The sequence below is a fragment of the Methylobacterium sp. Leaf102 genome (genome assembly GCF_001422425.1).
GTDB lineage: Bacteria > Pseudomonadota > Alphaproteobacteria > Rhizobiales > Beijerinckiaceae > Methylobacterium.
Genome location: NZ_LMMX01000002.1, coordinates 80852 through 94404, shown reverse-complemented (window position 1 = coordinate 94404; position 13553 = coordinate 80852). Strand labels below are relative to the sequence as shown.

The 13553-nt window shown below is 70.8% G+C and carries 16 protein-coding genes; 7 read left to right on the top strand and 9 right to left on the bottom strand.

Going from position 1 to position 13553, the window contains the following annotated elements:
• Positions 1–32: 32 nt before the first annotated feature.
• The gene (locus ASF27_RS04285; RefSeq protein WP_056174763.1) at positions 33–1454 is read right to left on the bottom strand and encodes a trehalose-6-phosphate synthase; all 1422 of its coding nucleotides are present in this window, start codon (positions 1452–1454) and stop codon (positions 33–35) included.
• Positions 1455–1836: 382 nt separating this feature from the next.
• Here ASF27_RS04285 and ASF27_RS04280 point away from each other — a divergent pair, with 382 nt between their 5' ends.
• The 7 genes from ASF27_RS04280 (at position 1837) to ASF27_RS04250 (ending at position 6420) form a co-directional block, all read left to right on the top strand.
• Entirely contained in the window at positions 1837–2415 is a 579-nt protein-coding gene (locus ASF27_RS04280) for a hypothetical protein (protein ID WP_244480925.1), read from the top strand.
• A gap of 10 nt (positions 2416–2425) precedes the next feature.
• A complete protein-coding gene (locus ASF27_RS04275; RefSeq protein WP_056174762.1) occupies positions 2426–2821 on the top strand; it encodes a phage holin family protein in 396 nt (131 codons plus the stop codon).
• Positions 2818–3213, top strand: a complete 396-nt coding sequence (locus ASF27_RS04270) for a DUF3618 domain-containing protein (protein WP_056358028.1) — start codon at positions 2818–2820, stop codon at positions 3211–3213. The genes ASF27_RS04275 and ASF27_RS04270 overlap by 4 nt, the downstream gene beginning before the upstream one ends.
• Positions 3214–3260: 47 nt before the next feature.
• A complete protein-coding gene (locus tag ASF27_RS04265; RefSeq protein WP_082478810.1) occupies positions 3261–3959 on the top strand; it encodes a hypothetical protein in 699 nt (232 codons plus the stop codon).
• Between the two features lie 100 nt (positions 3960–4059).
• On the top strand, positions 4060–4782 hold the full coding sequence (gene pxpB, locus ASF27_RS04260) for a 5-oxoprolinase subunit PxpB (protein WP_056358023.1): 723 nt from the start codon (positions 4060–4062) through the stop codon (positions 4780–4782).
• A complete protein-coding gene (locus ASF27_RS04255) occupies positions 4779–5828 on the top strand; it encodes a biotin-dependent carboxyltransferase family protein (RefSeq protein WP_056358021.1) in 1050 nt (349 codons plus the stop codon). The genes pxpB and ASF27_RS04255 overlap by 4 nt, the downstream gene beginning before the upstream one ends.
• 40 nt (positions 5829–5868) lie before the next feature.
• Positions 5869–6420: an alpha/beta hydrolase gene (locus ASF27_RS04250; RefSeq protein WP_056358019.1), complete on the top strand. Its 552-nt coding sequence runs from the start codon at positions 5869–5871 to the stop codon at positions 6418–6420.
• Here ASF27_RS04250 and ASF27_RS04245 read toward each other — a convergent pair.
• The 8 genes from ASF27_RS04245 to ASF27_RS04210 form a co-directional block, all read right to left on the bottom strand.
• Positions 6404–7462 carry a TIGR01620 family protein gene (locus ASF27_RS04245; RefSeq protein ID WP_056358015.1) on the bottom strand — a complete coding sequence of 353 codons (1059 nt, stop codon included), beginning with the start codon at positions 7460–7462 and terminating at the stop codon, positions 6404–6406. The two genes, ASF27_RS04250 and ASF27_RS04245, sit on opposite strands and share 17 nt — an antisense overlap.
• Positions 7463–7469: 7 nt before the next feature.
• The gene (locus ASF27_RS04240) at positions 7470–8909 is read right to left on the bottom strand and encodes a YcjX family protein (protein ID WP_056358013.1); all 1440 of its coding nucleotides are present in this window, start codon (positions 8907–8909) and stop codon (positions 7470–7472) included.
• A gap of 100 nt (positions 8910–9009) precedes the next feature.
• Positions 9010–10269, bottom strand: a complete 1260-nt coding sequence (locus ASF27_RS04235) for a hypothetical protein (RefSeq protein WP_056358008.1) — start codon at positions 10267–10269, stop codon at positions 9010–9012.
• Between the two features lie 78 nt (positions 10270–10347).
• Positions 10348–10872 carry a histidine phosphatase family protein gene (locus ASF27_RS04230; protein WP_056261717.1) on the bottom strand — a complete coding sequence of 175 codons (525 nt, stop codon included), beginning with the start codon at positions 10870–10872 and terminating at the stop codon, positions 10348–10350.
• A gap of 10 nt (positions 10873–10882) precedes the next feature.
• Complete coding sequence (locus tag ASF27_RS04225; protein ID WP_056174745.1) at positions 10883–11863, bottom strand: aldo/keto reductase; 981 nt, start codon at positions 11861–11863, stop codon at positions 10883–10885.
• 79 nt (positions 11864–11942) lie between these two features.
• Entirely contained in the window at positions 11943–12254 is a 312-nt protein-coding gene (locus ASF27_RS04220; protein WP_056358004.1) for a type II toxin-antitoxin system RelE/ParE family toxin, read from the bottom strand.
• Entirely contained in the window at positions 12244–12453 is a 210-nt protein-coding gene (locus ASF27_RS04215; RefSeq protein WP_082478822.1) for a hypothetical protein, read from the bottom strand. Before ASF27_RS04215 ends, ASF27_RS04220 begins: the two co-directional genes overlap by 11 nt.
• Positions 12454–12624: 171 nt before the next feature.
• The gene (locus tag ASF27_RS04210; protein WP_056174741.1) at positions 12625–13476 is read right to left on the bottom strand and encodes a MoxR family ATPase; all 852 of its coding nucleotides are present in this window, start codon (positions 13474–13476) and stop codon (positions 12625–12627) included.
• Between the last annotated feature and the right edge of the window lie 77 nt (positions 13477–13553).

Below are 13553 nucleotides of genomic sequence, written 5' to 3'. Positions count from 1 at the left end.
CGGCAGCCGCTCGTCATGGGGGCCTGCAAGGCTTATTCTGCAGCGGCCGCCGTGCGGGTCGGCTCACGCTCCACGCTGCGAAAATTCTCCAGCTCGGTCATGAAGTTGCGCGCCCACCAGTCGACGTCCTCGCGCGTCATGCGCTCGACCATCGGCTTCCACCGCTCCAGGCGTTCGCCGCGCGGCATGTAGAGGGCCGTACGGATGGCCTCGGCCACCTCGAACCGGTCGTAGGGATTGACGAGCAGCGCTTCCGGCAGCTGCCGCGCGGCGCCGGCGAACTTCGACAGGACCAGCACGCCCGGATCCTCGTCGGACTGGGCGACCACGTACTCCTTGGCGACGAGGTTCATGCCATCGCGCATCGGCGTGACGAGACCGACGCGGGCGGCGCGGTAGAGACCGGCGAGCACCGGCCTCGGATAGGCCTTGGTGACGTACTGGATCGGGGTCCAGTTCGGTTCGCCGAGCGCCCCGTTGATCTCGCCGACGGTCTCGTTCACCTCGCGGCTGAGATCCTCGTACTCGGGGACCTCCGTGCGCGATTTCGGCGTGATCTGGATGTAGACGACGTTGCCGCGCTGGTCCGGGTTCGAGGCGAAGAAGCGCTCCACCGCCTCCATGCGTTCAGGCACGCCCTTGGAATAATCGAGGCGGTCGACGCCGATGAGGAGCTTGCGGGTGCGCAGGCCCGCCATGGTCTCGCGCACGGTGCGGTTGGCGCCGGCATTCTCCGCCGCTTCCTTGAAGCCCGCCACATCGATGCCGATGGGGAAGCTGCGTATACGGGTCCGGCGTCCGTCCACCATCAGCGAGCCGCCGCCGAGGGGAATGGCGCGCAGCTCGTCGATGAGGTTGCGGGTGAGGTTGTGGACGTCGGGGTCTGTCTGCAGGCCGATGAGGTCGTAATCGGCGATGCCGCGCAGGAGGTCGTTGCTCGCCGGCAGGGTGTTGAACACGTCCGCCGCCGGCCACGGGATGTGGTGGAAATACCCGATGGGGTTGGCGATGCCGAGGCCGCGCAGCTCGGAGGCGAGCGGCAGCAGGTGGTAATCGTGCACCCAGATGATGTCGTCGGGCTGGATCAGGTCGGCGAGCGCCCGGGCGAAGATCCGGTTGACGCGCTGGTAGCCGGCATAGTCCGATCGGGAGAAGGCGCCGAGGCCGAGCCGGTAATGCATGATCGGCCACAGGGCGCGGTTGGCGAACCCGCTGTAATACTCCCGGTGGTCCTGGGGCGAGAGATCGACGACGGCGTATTGCACCCGCCCCCGGTCGATCAGAGTCGGCTCCGTCGAGGGATTCTCGACGACGTTGCCGCTCCAGCCGAACCAGAGACCTTCATAGGCCGTGAAGGCCTCCTTGACGGCAACGGCGAGACCACCGGCCGCCACGGCCTTGCCCCCATCCTCGGGGACTGCAACGCGGTTCGATACGATGACGAGACGTGCCACGAAGCCGGCTCCGGTCCTCAGGGCGCTGCGCGGGAATCGCGCGCGCTCAGACTGATACAGTGGGTGAACGCGCGGAAGCCGAGCGCGATCCGTTGCTCGCAGCCAAGCGCGTTAAGACTGGTGCGGTCAAGGGGCACTCAACCCGGCCTCACGGCAAAATACGCAAGCCGGCCGGCTTAGGCCAGACCGGTCGACCCCCCACTCCCACGTTCGGAACTATCGCCACTGTCATGCCCTCCGGCCGAGCTTTCCCTAACCTAGGCGAATCGAGCTGAACACGGACTGACACGCCCGCCGCGGCCGTTCGGAACCCTGTCTCCGCACACGCTGTTGAACTGCGGCAACAGCGCATCGATCAGCGCCGAGGAGTAATACCGTGACCATCAATCAACCCACAGGATCGCCCGCCACAGGACCGCTCGGCGCCGAGTCCGCCGCGACGCGCGAGACGGCGGATTGGAAGGCCCTGCGCGGCGATGTCGAGGGGATCGCCGACGTGGCGGTGGAACGCGGCCGCGGCTTCGTGTCCGCCGCGCGCGGACACGCGGAAGAGTATGTCGAGCGCCGCAAGGGCGACGCCGCCCAGTCGGTCAACGACCTCGCCCGGACCGTGCGGGATTCGAGCAAGACCTTCGAGGACCGTCCCAACATCCGTGCCTTCTTCGACAGCGCGGCGGAGGGCCTCGAGCACCTCGGCACGCAGATCGAGAACAAGAGCTTCTCGGAATTCTACGAGGACGCCGAGGCGCTGGCCCGTCGCGCGCCCGTGGCCGTCGCGGTCGCCACCTTCGTGACCGGCTTCGTGGTGGCGCGCTTCATCAAGTCGTCGAGCGTGTCGGCGGTGCGTGATCTCGATCGCGACCTCGGTTTGCGCGATGCGCCGATCCGGGACGGCTCGCTTCGTGGCGGAACGCTCCGCGACGTGCCCGCCCCCGGGCTTCAGCGCGATCATGGCGTCTGAGGCGGCGCGCATGTCGAACGGACCCAATTCCAGCATCCAGGGCCTCATCGGCGACGCTCTGCGCGAGACCAATGAACTCGCCCGCAAGGAAATCGCCCTCTTCCGCAACGAGATGACGAGCAACGTGCGCTCGCTCTTCGTCGGGCTCGGGCTCCTCGTCGGTGCCGCCGTGTTCGGCGTCGTCGCCCTGTTCGTCCTCGTGGACGCCCTGGTGAAATGGCTCGCCACGGTGGTGCATTCGGAAGCGCTGGCCGCGCTCATCGTCGGCGGCGTGCTCCTCGTCGTCGCGGTGGTCCTCGCCCTCGTCGGCCGGAACGCCATGTCGCTCTCGACCCTCGCTCCCGTGCGGACCTCGCGTCAGGTTCGGCAGGATGCCCGTGCGTTGTCTGAAAGGGTCTCCGGATGAGCGGATCGTTGAACGAACTCGAGAAGGACATCGAGGCGAGCCGGGCCCGCCTCGACCAGACCATCGACCAGATCCAGGAAAGGCTCTCGGTGTCGAGCATCGTCGACGAGATGCTCGGCAACGCGCGCCGCACGCCCCTGAGCGGGGTCTACGACGGCGCCCTCGACGCCGTGCGCCGCAACCCCGTGCCGGTCCTGCTCATCGCTGCCGGCGTGGGTTGGCTACTCCACCGGATGTCGTCCGACGCGGCCTCCGCCGTGGTGGCCCGACGCCGGGTGCGCCAGGCCGATGACGGCCTCCCCGTCGTCCAGACCGGTGCCGACCGGGTCTACGATCCCGACCTGCCGACGCGCCATCCCGTCAATGATCTCGGCCAGGAAACCCAGATCTGAATCCGATCCGGGCCGCCGACGCGGCCAACCCCTACGAGGAACCTGCCATGACCCACTCCCCCAAGCCCGGCGACGAATCCCGCTCCCTGCCCGACGACATCGCTCTCAAGGCCGGTATGCCCCGCGGCCACTTCGACGATCGTCCGTCCGCGTCGGGTGTCGACGACCTTCGCTCCGGCGACCTGCAGTCCCGAGCCGGTGACCTGCGCGACGCCGCCCTGGAAACCGCAGACAACCTGACCAACCGCGCCGCCGGGATCGCCGGGGACGTACGCGCACGGGTCAGCGACACGGCTCAGGATCTGCGCGACCGGGCCTCCGGAGCCTACGGCGATGCCCGGGACTGGGCTTCGGACGCCCGCGACACCGGCCGCCGCCGCATCGGCGACCTCACGGACCGGGGGACCGAGCGTTTCCGCGACGGCCGTTCGGCGGTCGAGGATTTCGTCACGGAGAATCCGCTCCTCGTCGGCGTCGTCGGCCTCGCCGCCGGCCTTCTCATCGGCGCGCTCCTGCCGCGCACGCGCCGCGAGGACGAGACCGTCGGTCCGTGGGCCGACGAGGTTCGCGACCAGGGCTTGCGTTACGCCCGCGACGTGACCCATCGGGGCCGCGAATTCGTTGCCAGCGCCCTCGACCCCGAGAATCTCCAGGCCGCTGCCCAGCGCGCCACGGCTCCCGAGGGTTCGACGGCGTCCAACGAGTCCTCCGCCTCCCGCGAAGGGTCGGCAACACGTCCGCACTGACCCGCGTTCGCCTCGAAGGTCGATGGCCGGGGTGGTGTCCGCAAGGGCGCCACCCCGCTATCGTTTGAGACGATCCCCCGGTGCGTGAGGCTGTGGACCCGTGACTCCTCCGGCGATCCGCCTGCTCTGGTGCGGCGATACGGCCCTGACCGTCGAGTTCGGTGACCGCATCGATCCAGTCCTCAACGCGGCGGTGCTCGCCCTCGACGCCCGAGTACAGGCCGCGGACCTGCCCGGCATCGTCGAGACGGTGCCAACCTACCGGTCGCTGACGATCCACCTCGACCCGCTCGCTGTGGATCCTGCCAGTCTGGAGACGGCCCTGCTCGATCTGGCCGGACGTCCCGCGCCCATTCGACCACCCGCCCGGGTCTGGCGCGTGCCCGTCGTCTATGGCGGGGCGTTCGGGATCGACCTCGACGCCGTGGCCGCGCAGCACGGCTTGTGCCTGTCCGCCGTGGTCGAGCGGCATGCCGCGCCCGAGTACCGGGTGGTGATGATCGGGTTCCTGCCGGGCTACGCCTATCTCGACGGTCTCGACCCGAGCCTCGCCCTGTCGCGCCGCGCGAGCCCGCGCCCGACGACGCCGGCGGGCACCATCTCCATCGGTGGCGCCCAGGCCCTCGTCGCCAGCATCGCGGCGCCGAGCGGATGGCACCTCCTCGGTCGCACGCCCGTGCGTGCCTTCCTGCCGGGGCGCGATCCGGTGTTCCTGTTCGAGCCTGGCGACGGCATCCGGTTCGAGCCAACCGACCCCACCCGCTGGGACGAACTCGACCGTGCGGCGGCGGCCGGCGAACCCGTGGCCGAGGTGGAGCGGTGAGCGCCCGTCTGGTCGTCGAGGCCTGCACGGGCGCCTCGAGTTTCCAGGATGGTGGCCGGCGCGGCTACCAGCGCCAGGGCTTGTCCGGCTCCGGTCCCATGGACAGGCTGGCGCTGGCAGCGGCCAACGCCCTCGTGGGCAACGCGTTGGGGATCGTCGCCCTCGAACTCGGCTTGGGCGGCGGGCGCTTCCGCCTGGAGGGCGGCGACCTTTGGATGGCGCTCGCCGGCGCGCCCTGCGCCCTGCGGGTCGACGGCGTGCCGGTGCCCGACCATCGGGCGTTTCCCCTGAGCGAGGGCTCCACCCTCGCCATCGAGGTGGCGCGCCGGGGCGTGTTCGCCTATCTCGCCTGCGCGGGCGGGTTCGCCGTGCCGTCGATCCTCGGCAGTGCCGCCCTCCACCAGCGCGCCGGCCTCGGCGGTCTCCATGGCCGTGGCCTGCGCACCGGTGACGTCATCGACGGCGAGAATGCGTCCCGCGGTGAACCGGGGTCGTTCGGCATCCCGGGATCCTTGGATCCCCTGCCCCTCGAAACGGATGCCCCCGTGCGGGTGGTTCTCGGTCCGCAGGCGGATCGGTTCACCCCCGAAGCCGTCGCGCTGTTCACCGATGCGGCCTTCGCCGTCTCCCATCGGGCCGACCGGATGGGCATCCACCTCGATGGGCCCGCCCTCGCCCACGGACCGCACGGTTACAACATCGTCTCGGACGCCACTGTGATGGGCTCCGTGCAGGTGCCGGGCAGCGGCCGGCCCATCGTGCTCATGGCCGATCGGCAGACCACCGGCGGCTACCCGAAGATCGCCACGGTGATCTCGGCCGATCTTCGAAGAGTCGCCCAGCGCCGGCCGGGCGAAGCGATCCAGTTCCGGGCAATTCCCTTGGCCGAGGCCTTCGCCCTGGCGCGCGAGCGGGCCGCCCGCACGGCCGCCCTCCCCGGGGCGGTCCGGGCCCATGCGGCCTCGGCGGGGGATCGGCTCGCGGGGGCCAACCTCGCCGGGGCGGCCGTCGATGCCTTCGCCGATCCCCTGTGCGACGGGCCGTGAAGGCTCGACGGGTCTGGACCGACGCGGTATCGCGATGCCCATGAAGATCGGCGATTGCGACATCCTCATCCTGCCGGGCTATGCCGGCTCCGAAGACGGCCACTGGCAGGCCCGCTGGGCCGAGCGCCTGTCCACCGGCCGCATCGTCGAGCAGGACGATTGGCACCATCCCGACGCCCCGGCCTGGCGCGCCCGCATCGTCGCCGCCGTGGCGGAGGCGACGCGCCCGGTCCTCATCATCGCCCACAGCCTCGGCGTGGTGGCGGCCGTCCAGGCGGCCCCGGACTTCCCGCCCGGCGTGGTGCGGGGCGCGATCCTGGTGGCGTTTCCCGATGTCGAGACCACGCCGAACCTGCCGGCGAGCGTCACCGCCTTCGCGCCGGTGCCGCGCGATCCCCTGCCCTTCCCGTCCCTGGTGGTGGCGAGCCGCAACGATCCCTACTGCACCTACGAGCGGGCCGAGGATTTCGCCTATGCGTGGGGCGCCGTCGTGGTGGATGCGGGCGAATCCGGCCACATCAACGTGGCCTCGGGCCATGGCCCCTGGCCGGAGGGCCTGATGCGCCTCGCCGGGTTCATGAAGACCCTCTGACGCCGCCCTCCTCCGCCGCCTCGGCGGACTTGAACAGGGAGCCCGCCACGTCGGACAGGCGCGGCGCCGCCTCGCGTACGAACGGCAGGGGCCGGCAGACCGCGAGGGCCGCGAGGCCGAACCGGGCGGTCATCAGGCCGTTGAGCACACCCTCCCCGAGCTTGGCCGAGACCTTCGCCGCCAACCCCAGCCCGAGGGCCTGCTGGATCATGCTCTCGCCCACCGCCATGCCGCCCGTGACGGTGAGGTGGGCCAGCGCCGAGCGGGCGAGCCGCAGGAAGCCGAGGAAGCCGGGGCGCCCGCCGTAGATGGTGGCGATCCGGCGCAGCAGCCGCACGGCGGCGAAGATCACGAACGCCACGTCGACGATGGCGCGGGGGCTGAGCGCCGTGACGCCCGAGACCTGCTTCGCCGCCGTCGCGATGGCCTGGCGGGCCTGCCGGTCGAGGGGGGCCAAAAGTTCGTGTTCGGCGAGCCCGAGGCGGTCGTCGACGTCGAGGATGGCGTCGCCCAGGGTGTCGAGGCGGGTCCGCCCGGCCGCCAGGGCCGCCCGTCCGGCATAGAGGGCGCTGAGATCCCGCACCACCGCCTGAGCCGCGCTGTGGTCGCGGGCGGCGAGCGCCTCGACGGCTCTGGCCCGCAGACGCTCGATCTGCCGCTCGCGCCAGATCCCGGACAGCTCCCGCACGACGAGTCCCAGAAGGCCGAGGGCGGCGACTCCGAGGAGAACCAGCGCGACGGCGCCGAGCCACGGAGCGGCGCTGAACAGGTCGGCGATGAGGCGCTCGACGGAGAGGCCGACGCCGAGCGACACGAGGCCGCCCAGCGCCACGAGCAGCATCGACAGCCACGGCGCGCGGGATTTCGGCGCCACCGGAACCGGCGTGCCGTCGGCGGCCTCGACGATCTCGAACGGCTCCTCGACGATGCGGACTTGGGCAGGCGAAGCCGAGGGCGGCACGAAGCCCTCGGCCACCCCTGCCGGTTCAGCGGCGGGGATGCGGAAGGCGCGGGGGCGGTTCGGCGGGGGCGTGGAGGTCATGCGGGTCTCAAGAGAGCTTGTCGCCGAGGAGAAACTGCATCGCCCGGTCGAGGCGGATCTGCGGCAGGTGACCGGGGCGTCCGAGGGCGTCGGGCTTCACCAGGGGTGGGCGAAAGCGCGGGAAACGTAGGGAGCCGGGCGGCACCGCGCCCTCCAGCACCGCCTCGGGTCGCTCGGGGAGTTCGCCGGGGAAGATCGCCGCCTCGCTCAAGCCGTCGAAGGTCTCGTTGCCGACGGATTCACCGGCCTCCGGCGTGCCCGAGACGGCGCGGAGCACTTCCGGCCCGTCGTGGATCGTGGTCTCGCGGGTGGCGCGCACGGAGGCGAGGGCCACGGTGCCGACGCGGGCGCCCGCGGCCTCCGTCCGGCGCATGGCCCGCGACACGAGGAGGCGCAGGAGCGCGTCGAGGCGGTCGTGACTGGTCTGGTGGAGATGGTCCGCCTTCGTCGCGGCGAACAGGATGCGCTCGGCGCGCGGCGCGAACAGCCGCGACAGGATGGTGTTGCGGCCGATGCGGAAGCTGAGGAGCACGGAATCCAGCGCCTCCTCGAGCTCCGCCAGGGCGGCCGGGCCGGCATCGACGGCGGCGAGCACGTCGACCAGCACGATCTGCCGATCGACCCGCTGGAAGTGGTTGCGGAAGAACGGCTCGACCACCTTGGCCTTGTAGGCCTCGAAGCGCCGCTCCATCAGCCCCGCGAGGCTGCCGGGATCGAGGGGATCCGTGAGGTCGTCCAGCGGCGCGAAGGTCAGGGCCGGCGAGCCGGCGAGGTCCCCCGGCATGAGGAACCGACCCGGCGGCGTGGTCGCCACGGATTCCGGCCCGGCCCTGAGGGCGGAGAGGTAGGCCTTGAACGCCGTGCTGGCGCGCTCGGCCACCATCTCGTCGAGCGGCGCCCTCGGGTCGAGGCCCTTCAGGGTGTCGAGCCAGGGGGCGGCCATGGCGGCGCGACCGCTGCGGCGGGTGCCGGAGATGGTGGCGCGGGACCACGCCGTGTAGCTCTGGTCGATGAGAGCGAGGTCGAGGAGCCATTCGCCGGGATAGTCGACGACGTCGAGCATCAGGGTGCCCGGCCCCGAGCGCCAGCTGCCCTTGCGCTCGTACTCGATGGCGAGGCGGAACTGGCTGATCCGGTCGGTGGAGCGCGGCCACAGGCGGTCCCGCGTCAGGGCCGTGACGTGCTCCTCGAAGGGAAAGCGCGGCAGGTCGTCGTCGGGCTGGGGCACGAGGCGGGCGCGACGCAGGCGGCCCTCGTGGGCCGGGGCGAAGGCCGGCAGGGCATGGGCCTCCACGAGGTGGTGGATCAGGGCCGTGGTGAACACGGTCTTGCCCGAGCGGGCGAGGCCGGTGACGCCGAGCCGGAGCGTCGGCTGGATCAGGAGGTCGCTCGACGCCTCGGCGAAGGCCTTGACCGCGGAACCCGCACGCGCGGCAAAGCTGTTCATGAACGACTCGATGGTGGGCGGGGAGAAACGGCGGGAAGTCCAACAGAAGATCCCGCAGGGCTGAAGTGGCGCCGGGGCACCCGGCCCGCAAGGTCACGGCTCACGGCGTCGGGGCCGGCGGGCCGATGGCCGCCAGGGTTCCGGCATCCAGGCGGGCGACGGCCGCGTCCACGAGGGCCGGGCCGGCCCGCAGGGTGCCGAGCTCGACGTTCGACATGGCGAGCATCACCGCGCGCAGGGCGGGCAACGGGCGTCCGTCCGGCCCGAACAGCTTGAGATCGTCCTCGACCTTCAGGCCGACACTGCCGGCGATGCGCGCGGCGTAGTTGCGGATGCGGGTCTCGTCGTTGCTGCACAGGGGTGCCGGCACGGTGAGATCGAGGGGGCGCAGGGCGCCGAGGCCCGCGGCAATGGGCGGGAGCGCGGCGGATTCCGTGACGAACCGCTTCTGCAACTGAGCCGTCGCAGTCTCCACCGCACGGGTCGCGTTGCCCAGGACCGCACTCGGTTCGACGAGGAGCACCGACGGTTTGGCAATCAGGACGGACGGTTTCACCAGGAGTTCGGAGGGGCGGACCAGTAGCCCGTGCCGCGGCGTGGGGGCCGGTCCGGCCGCGATGGAGCCCTGGACCCTGGAGCTTCGGCCTCCGGTAGCCTCGGCTTTCGGAGCCGGTCCTCTCGCGGGCTGAGCCTTGCGATCCGGTGCCGGCGGCACCCGTCCGCCCATCCGCGCCAGGGGCGACCACGGCTGGACCCTGAGGGGGCCGCCGCGTGATGCCAGCGCCCGGCGCGGCATCCCCGCCCGGGTGTTGCGGGCGAGGAAGCGCGCCCGAAGGGTTCCGCCGAGGCCGCGCGGCGCCACCGGACCCGACACCCGCGGGCTTGCGGCAGGCGTGCCCCGGCATTCCGCGGGAGCCCAGCGCCTGACGATGGAAAGGGCCGTGCGCCGGTTGAGATCGCGGTAGTAGCGTCGAAGCAGGCCGGCCGCCGCATCCGCACCGTCGGCGGCGGTGGCGAAGCCCGTATGACCTTCGGCATCGGCGCCGATCTCGCCGGACCAGCGCGCCGACTTGATGCACCAGTAGTTGTTGAGCTTGACGCAGCGGGCGACGAAGGCCGGCTCCGTCGTGGACCAGCGTGCCGCCAGGGCGAGCGAGACCGGGCGAAGCGCCTCGCCCGCCTCGATCCGCCAGTTCGAGACGGCACGGCTCTCGGGCACGAAGCGCGGCGCATCCACGGGCTTCGCCGCGACGGCCGCCGGATCCCGCGCCGGTCCGGACAGGCCCTGACGCACGGTTTCGAGGCCGCCCGCGAGGGACGACGCCAAGCTTGTCAGGATCAGGAAGGATGCGAGGAGCACGACACGCGAAAAGCTTGACCGGGGATCGGGGAAACGGCCCGGCGCCGCAACGGTTCAATGAGAGGTGGAGGCTCGGGTTCAGGCCGCCTCGTCGGCATCGAGATCGCGGGGCGCCACGAAGCGCTCCAATCGCCCTGCGCCGGCGCGGACCTTGGCCCAGGTCTCGACGTCAAAATCCAGGACGGCCAGTGCCCCGGTGGGGAACCCCTCGGCGAGGCGGTCGCGCGCCGCGGCCGGGCCGGACCCGACGAGGCGAAGCGCCACGTCCTGCAGGCCGGGATTGTGGCCGACCACGAGGAGGCAGCGTGCCGAATCGGGCGTCGCGCGGACAACCTTCAAGAGGGCCGAGTCGGGCGCCTCGTAGATGTCCGGCACGATGGTCGCGTCCGGGGCACCTAGGGCGGCCTGCACCGGTTCCCAGGTCTCCCGCGTCCGACGGGCCGGCGAGACGGCCACGTGGTCGGGCCGCAGGTTCTCGGTCACGAGATAGCCGGCCATGAGCGGCGCGTTCCGCCGGCCGCGGGGGTTGAGGGGCCGGTCGAGGTCGATCACCCCGGCCGGGCGATCGGACTTGGCATGGCGCAGGAGCAGGACACGGAGCATCGTCGATCTCTCAGTTGAAGCCCACCACGGCGTGCGGAACATAGGGACGCTCCAGGGTCGCCATCTCCTCGGGCGTCAGCGCGAGGTCGAGGGCCGCCGCGGCATCGTCGAGGTGCCCGGGCTTCGAGGCGCCGACGATGGGGACCGTCACGGGCGATTTCTGGGCGACCCAGGCCAGCGCCACCTGCGCCCGGGGAACGCCGCGCGCCTCGGCGATGGCCGCCACCGCTTCGACCACGGCGCGGTCGGCGGCTTCCGTCGCGTCGTAGAGGCGCTTGCCGACCAGATCCGTCTCCTGGCGGGCGCTCGACACGTCCCAGTCGCGGGTGAGACGCCCACGTGCGAGGGGGCTCCACGGCAGCACGGCGATGTCCTGATCGGCGCAGAGTGGCAGCATCTCGCGCTCCTCCTCGCGGTGGAGGAGGTTGTAATGGTTCTGCATGGTCGAGAACCGCGTCCAGCCGTGGCGGTCGGCGAGGAACAGGGCCTTGGCGAACTGCCACGCATACATCGACGAGGCGCCGATATACCGGGCTTTCCCGGCCTTCACCACGTCGTGGAGCGCCTCCAGGGTCACCTCGATGGGCGTGGCGTAATCCCAGCGGTGGATCTGCAGGAGGTCGACGTAATCCGTGCCGAGGCGCGTCAGGCTGGCATCGACGGCGGCGAAGATCGCCTTGCGCGACAGGCCGCCGGCATTGGGACGGTCGCTGAGGCCGTAATAGCACTTCGTCGCGATGACGAGGTCGTCGCGGCGCGCGAATTCCTTCAGCGCCCGGCCGACGATCTCCTCGCTGGTCCCGTCGGAATAGTAGTTCGCCGTGTCGAAGAAGTTGATCCCCATCTCGACGGCCTTGCGCAGGAGCGGCCGGCTCGCCTCCTCGTTCAGGGTCCACGGGTGGGGGCCGCGCTCGGGAATGCCGTAGGTCATGCAGCCGAGGCAGAGCGGCGAGACGTCGAGGCCGGTGCGGCCGAGTTTCTTCATCTTCATGGAAGCGGGTCCGCTGCTGGGGATGGAACGCGGCGATGGGCGCTATCTGGGTCGCGAAGGCGTGTTCGGAAGGGCTGCCTTAGAACAGACGTTCGAGATCGCGCCGCCCGTCGATGACGCGGACGATTTCCCCCGTGACGACCGGTCCCTCGTCGCGGTCGGGCGAGGTCTCGTACAGGATGAGAAACGGCGCTTCCACGAGAACCCGCGTCGACGGGCGAATGTCCGGTCGGCGTGGCCCCATGCGCGGATGGTCCATGAACTGCAGGGACCGGAGTTCGATGCGGTCGTAGATCCGTTCGGCGGCCAGCCGGTTCTCGGCGCCGATCGCGAGGTAATGGTCGAGCAGATCCTGCCGCACGAGAATCGACCAAACGACCTCAACCGGCATCGGACGTCCGGAAGCCTTGCGCGTGCGTGGCCGCGAGCCGGTCGCGGGCCTCGCGGCGAAGATCCTCGAAGTCCAGCTTGCCGTGCGTCCCAGCGGCCTTGCCGGCATTCCAGGCCCGCCGCAAATCCGCGACGTCCCGTTCGCCGCGAACGCGCCGGTCGGACCAAAGGCGCACGGCATCCTGCACGGCGTCGCTCATCGACGCGTACTCGCCAGCCTGCACGGCCGAACGAATCTGGGTCGCGAGGGGTTCGGGAAATCGAGACCGTCACGCGCTCGCCCTCGGCCATTGCGATGCACTCCCACTCGGTGACGGCCATAGGTCCGCTGGAGGCAGCTTAATCCCGAACGCGATCGGACGTGAGCGCCTTCAGCCGCTCCGCCCTTCCCGCCGCATCATGAAGGCGAGTTTCTCGAACAGGCTCACGTCCTGCTCGTTCTTGAGGAGCGCGCCGTGGAGCGGCGGGATCAGCTTGCGGCCGTCGCGCTCGCGCAGGGTCTCTGGCGTCACGTCCTCGGAGACGAGGAGCTTGAGCCAATCCAGCAACTCGGAGGTGGAGGGCTTCTTCTTCAGGCCCGGCACCGCGCGGGTCTCGAGGAAGACCCGCAAGGCCTCCTCGACGAGGCGGTGCTTGATGCCGGGGTAGTGGACTTCGACGATGGCTTTCAGCGTTTCGGCGTCCGGGAACTGGATGTAGTGGAAGAAGCACCGGCGCAGGAACGCGTCGGGCAACTCCTTCTCGTTGTTCGAGGTGATGATGACGATGGGCCGGCGCTCGGCCCGGATCGTCTGCCCGGTCTCGTAGACGTGGAACTCCATCCGGTCGAGCTCGGTCAGGAGGTCGTTGGGGAACTCGATGTCGGCCTTGTCGATCTCGTCGATGAGCAGCACCGGCCGCTCGGGATGGGTGAACGCCTCCCACAGCTTGCCGCGGCGGATGTAGTTGCCGATGTCGGACACGCGCGGGTCGCCGAGCTGGCTGTCGCGCAGGCGCGAGACGGCGTCGTATTCGTAGAGCCCCTGCTGGGCCTTGGTGGTCGACTTGACGTTCCAGGTCAGGAGCGGCGCGCCCAGACCCTTGGCGATCTCCTCCGCCAGGACCGTCTTGCCGGTGCCGGGCTCGCCCTTCACCAGCAGCGGCCGCTCGAGCACGATGGCGGCGTTGACGGCCGTGGTGAGGTCGGAGGTCGCGACGTAGTCGGCGGTGCCGGAAAAGCGCATGGGATCGGTCCGTGGCGATGGTGCGGGTCGAGGGAGGCGAAAACGGCGCCGGGTCCGCTTCTTGTCTCGCTCGGGCG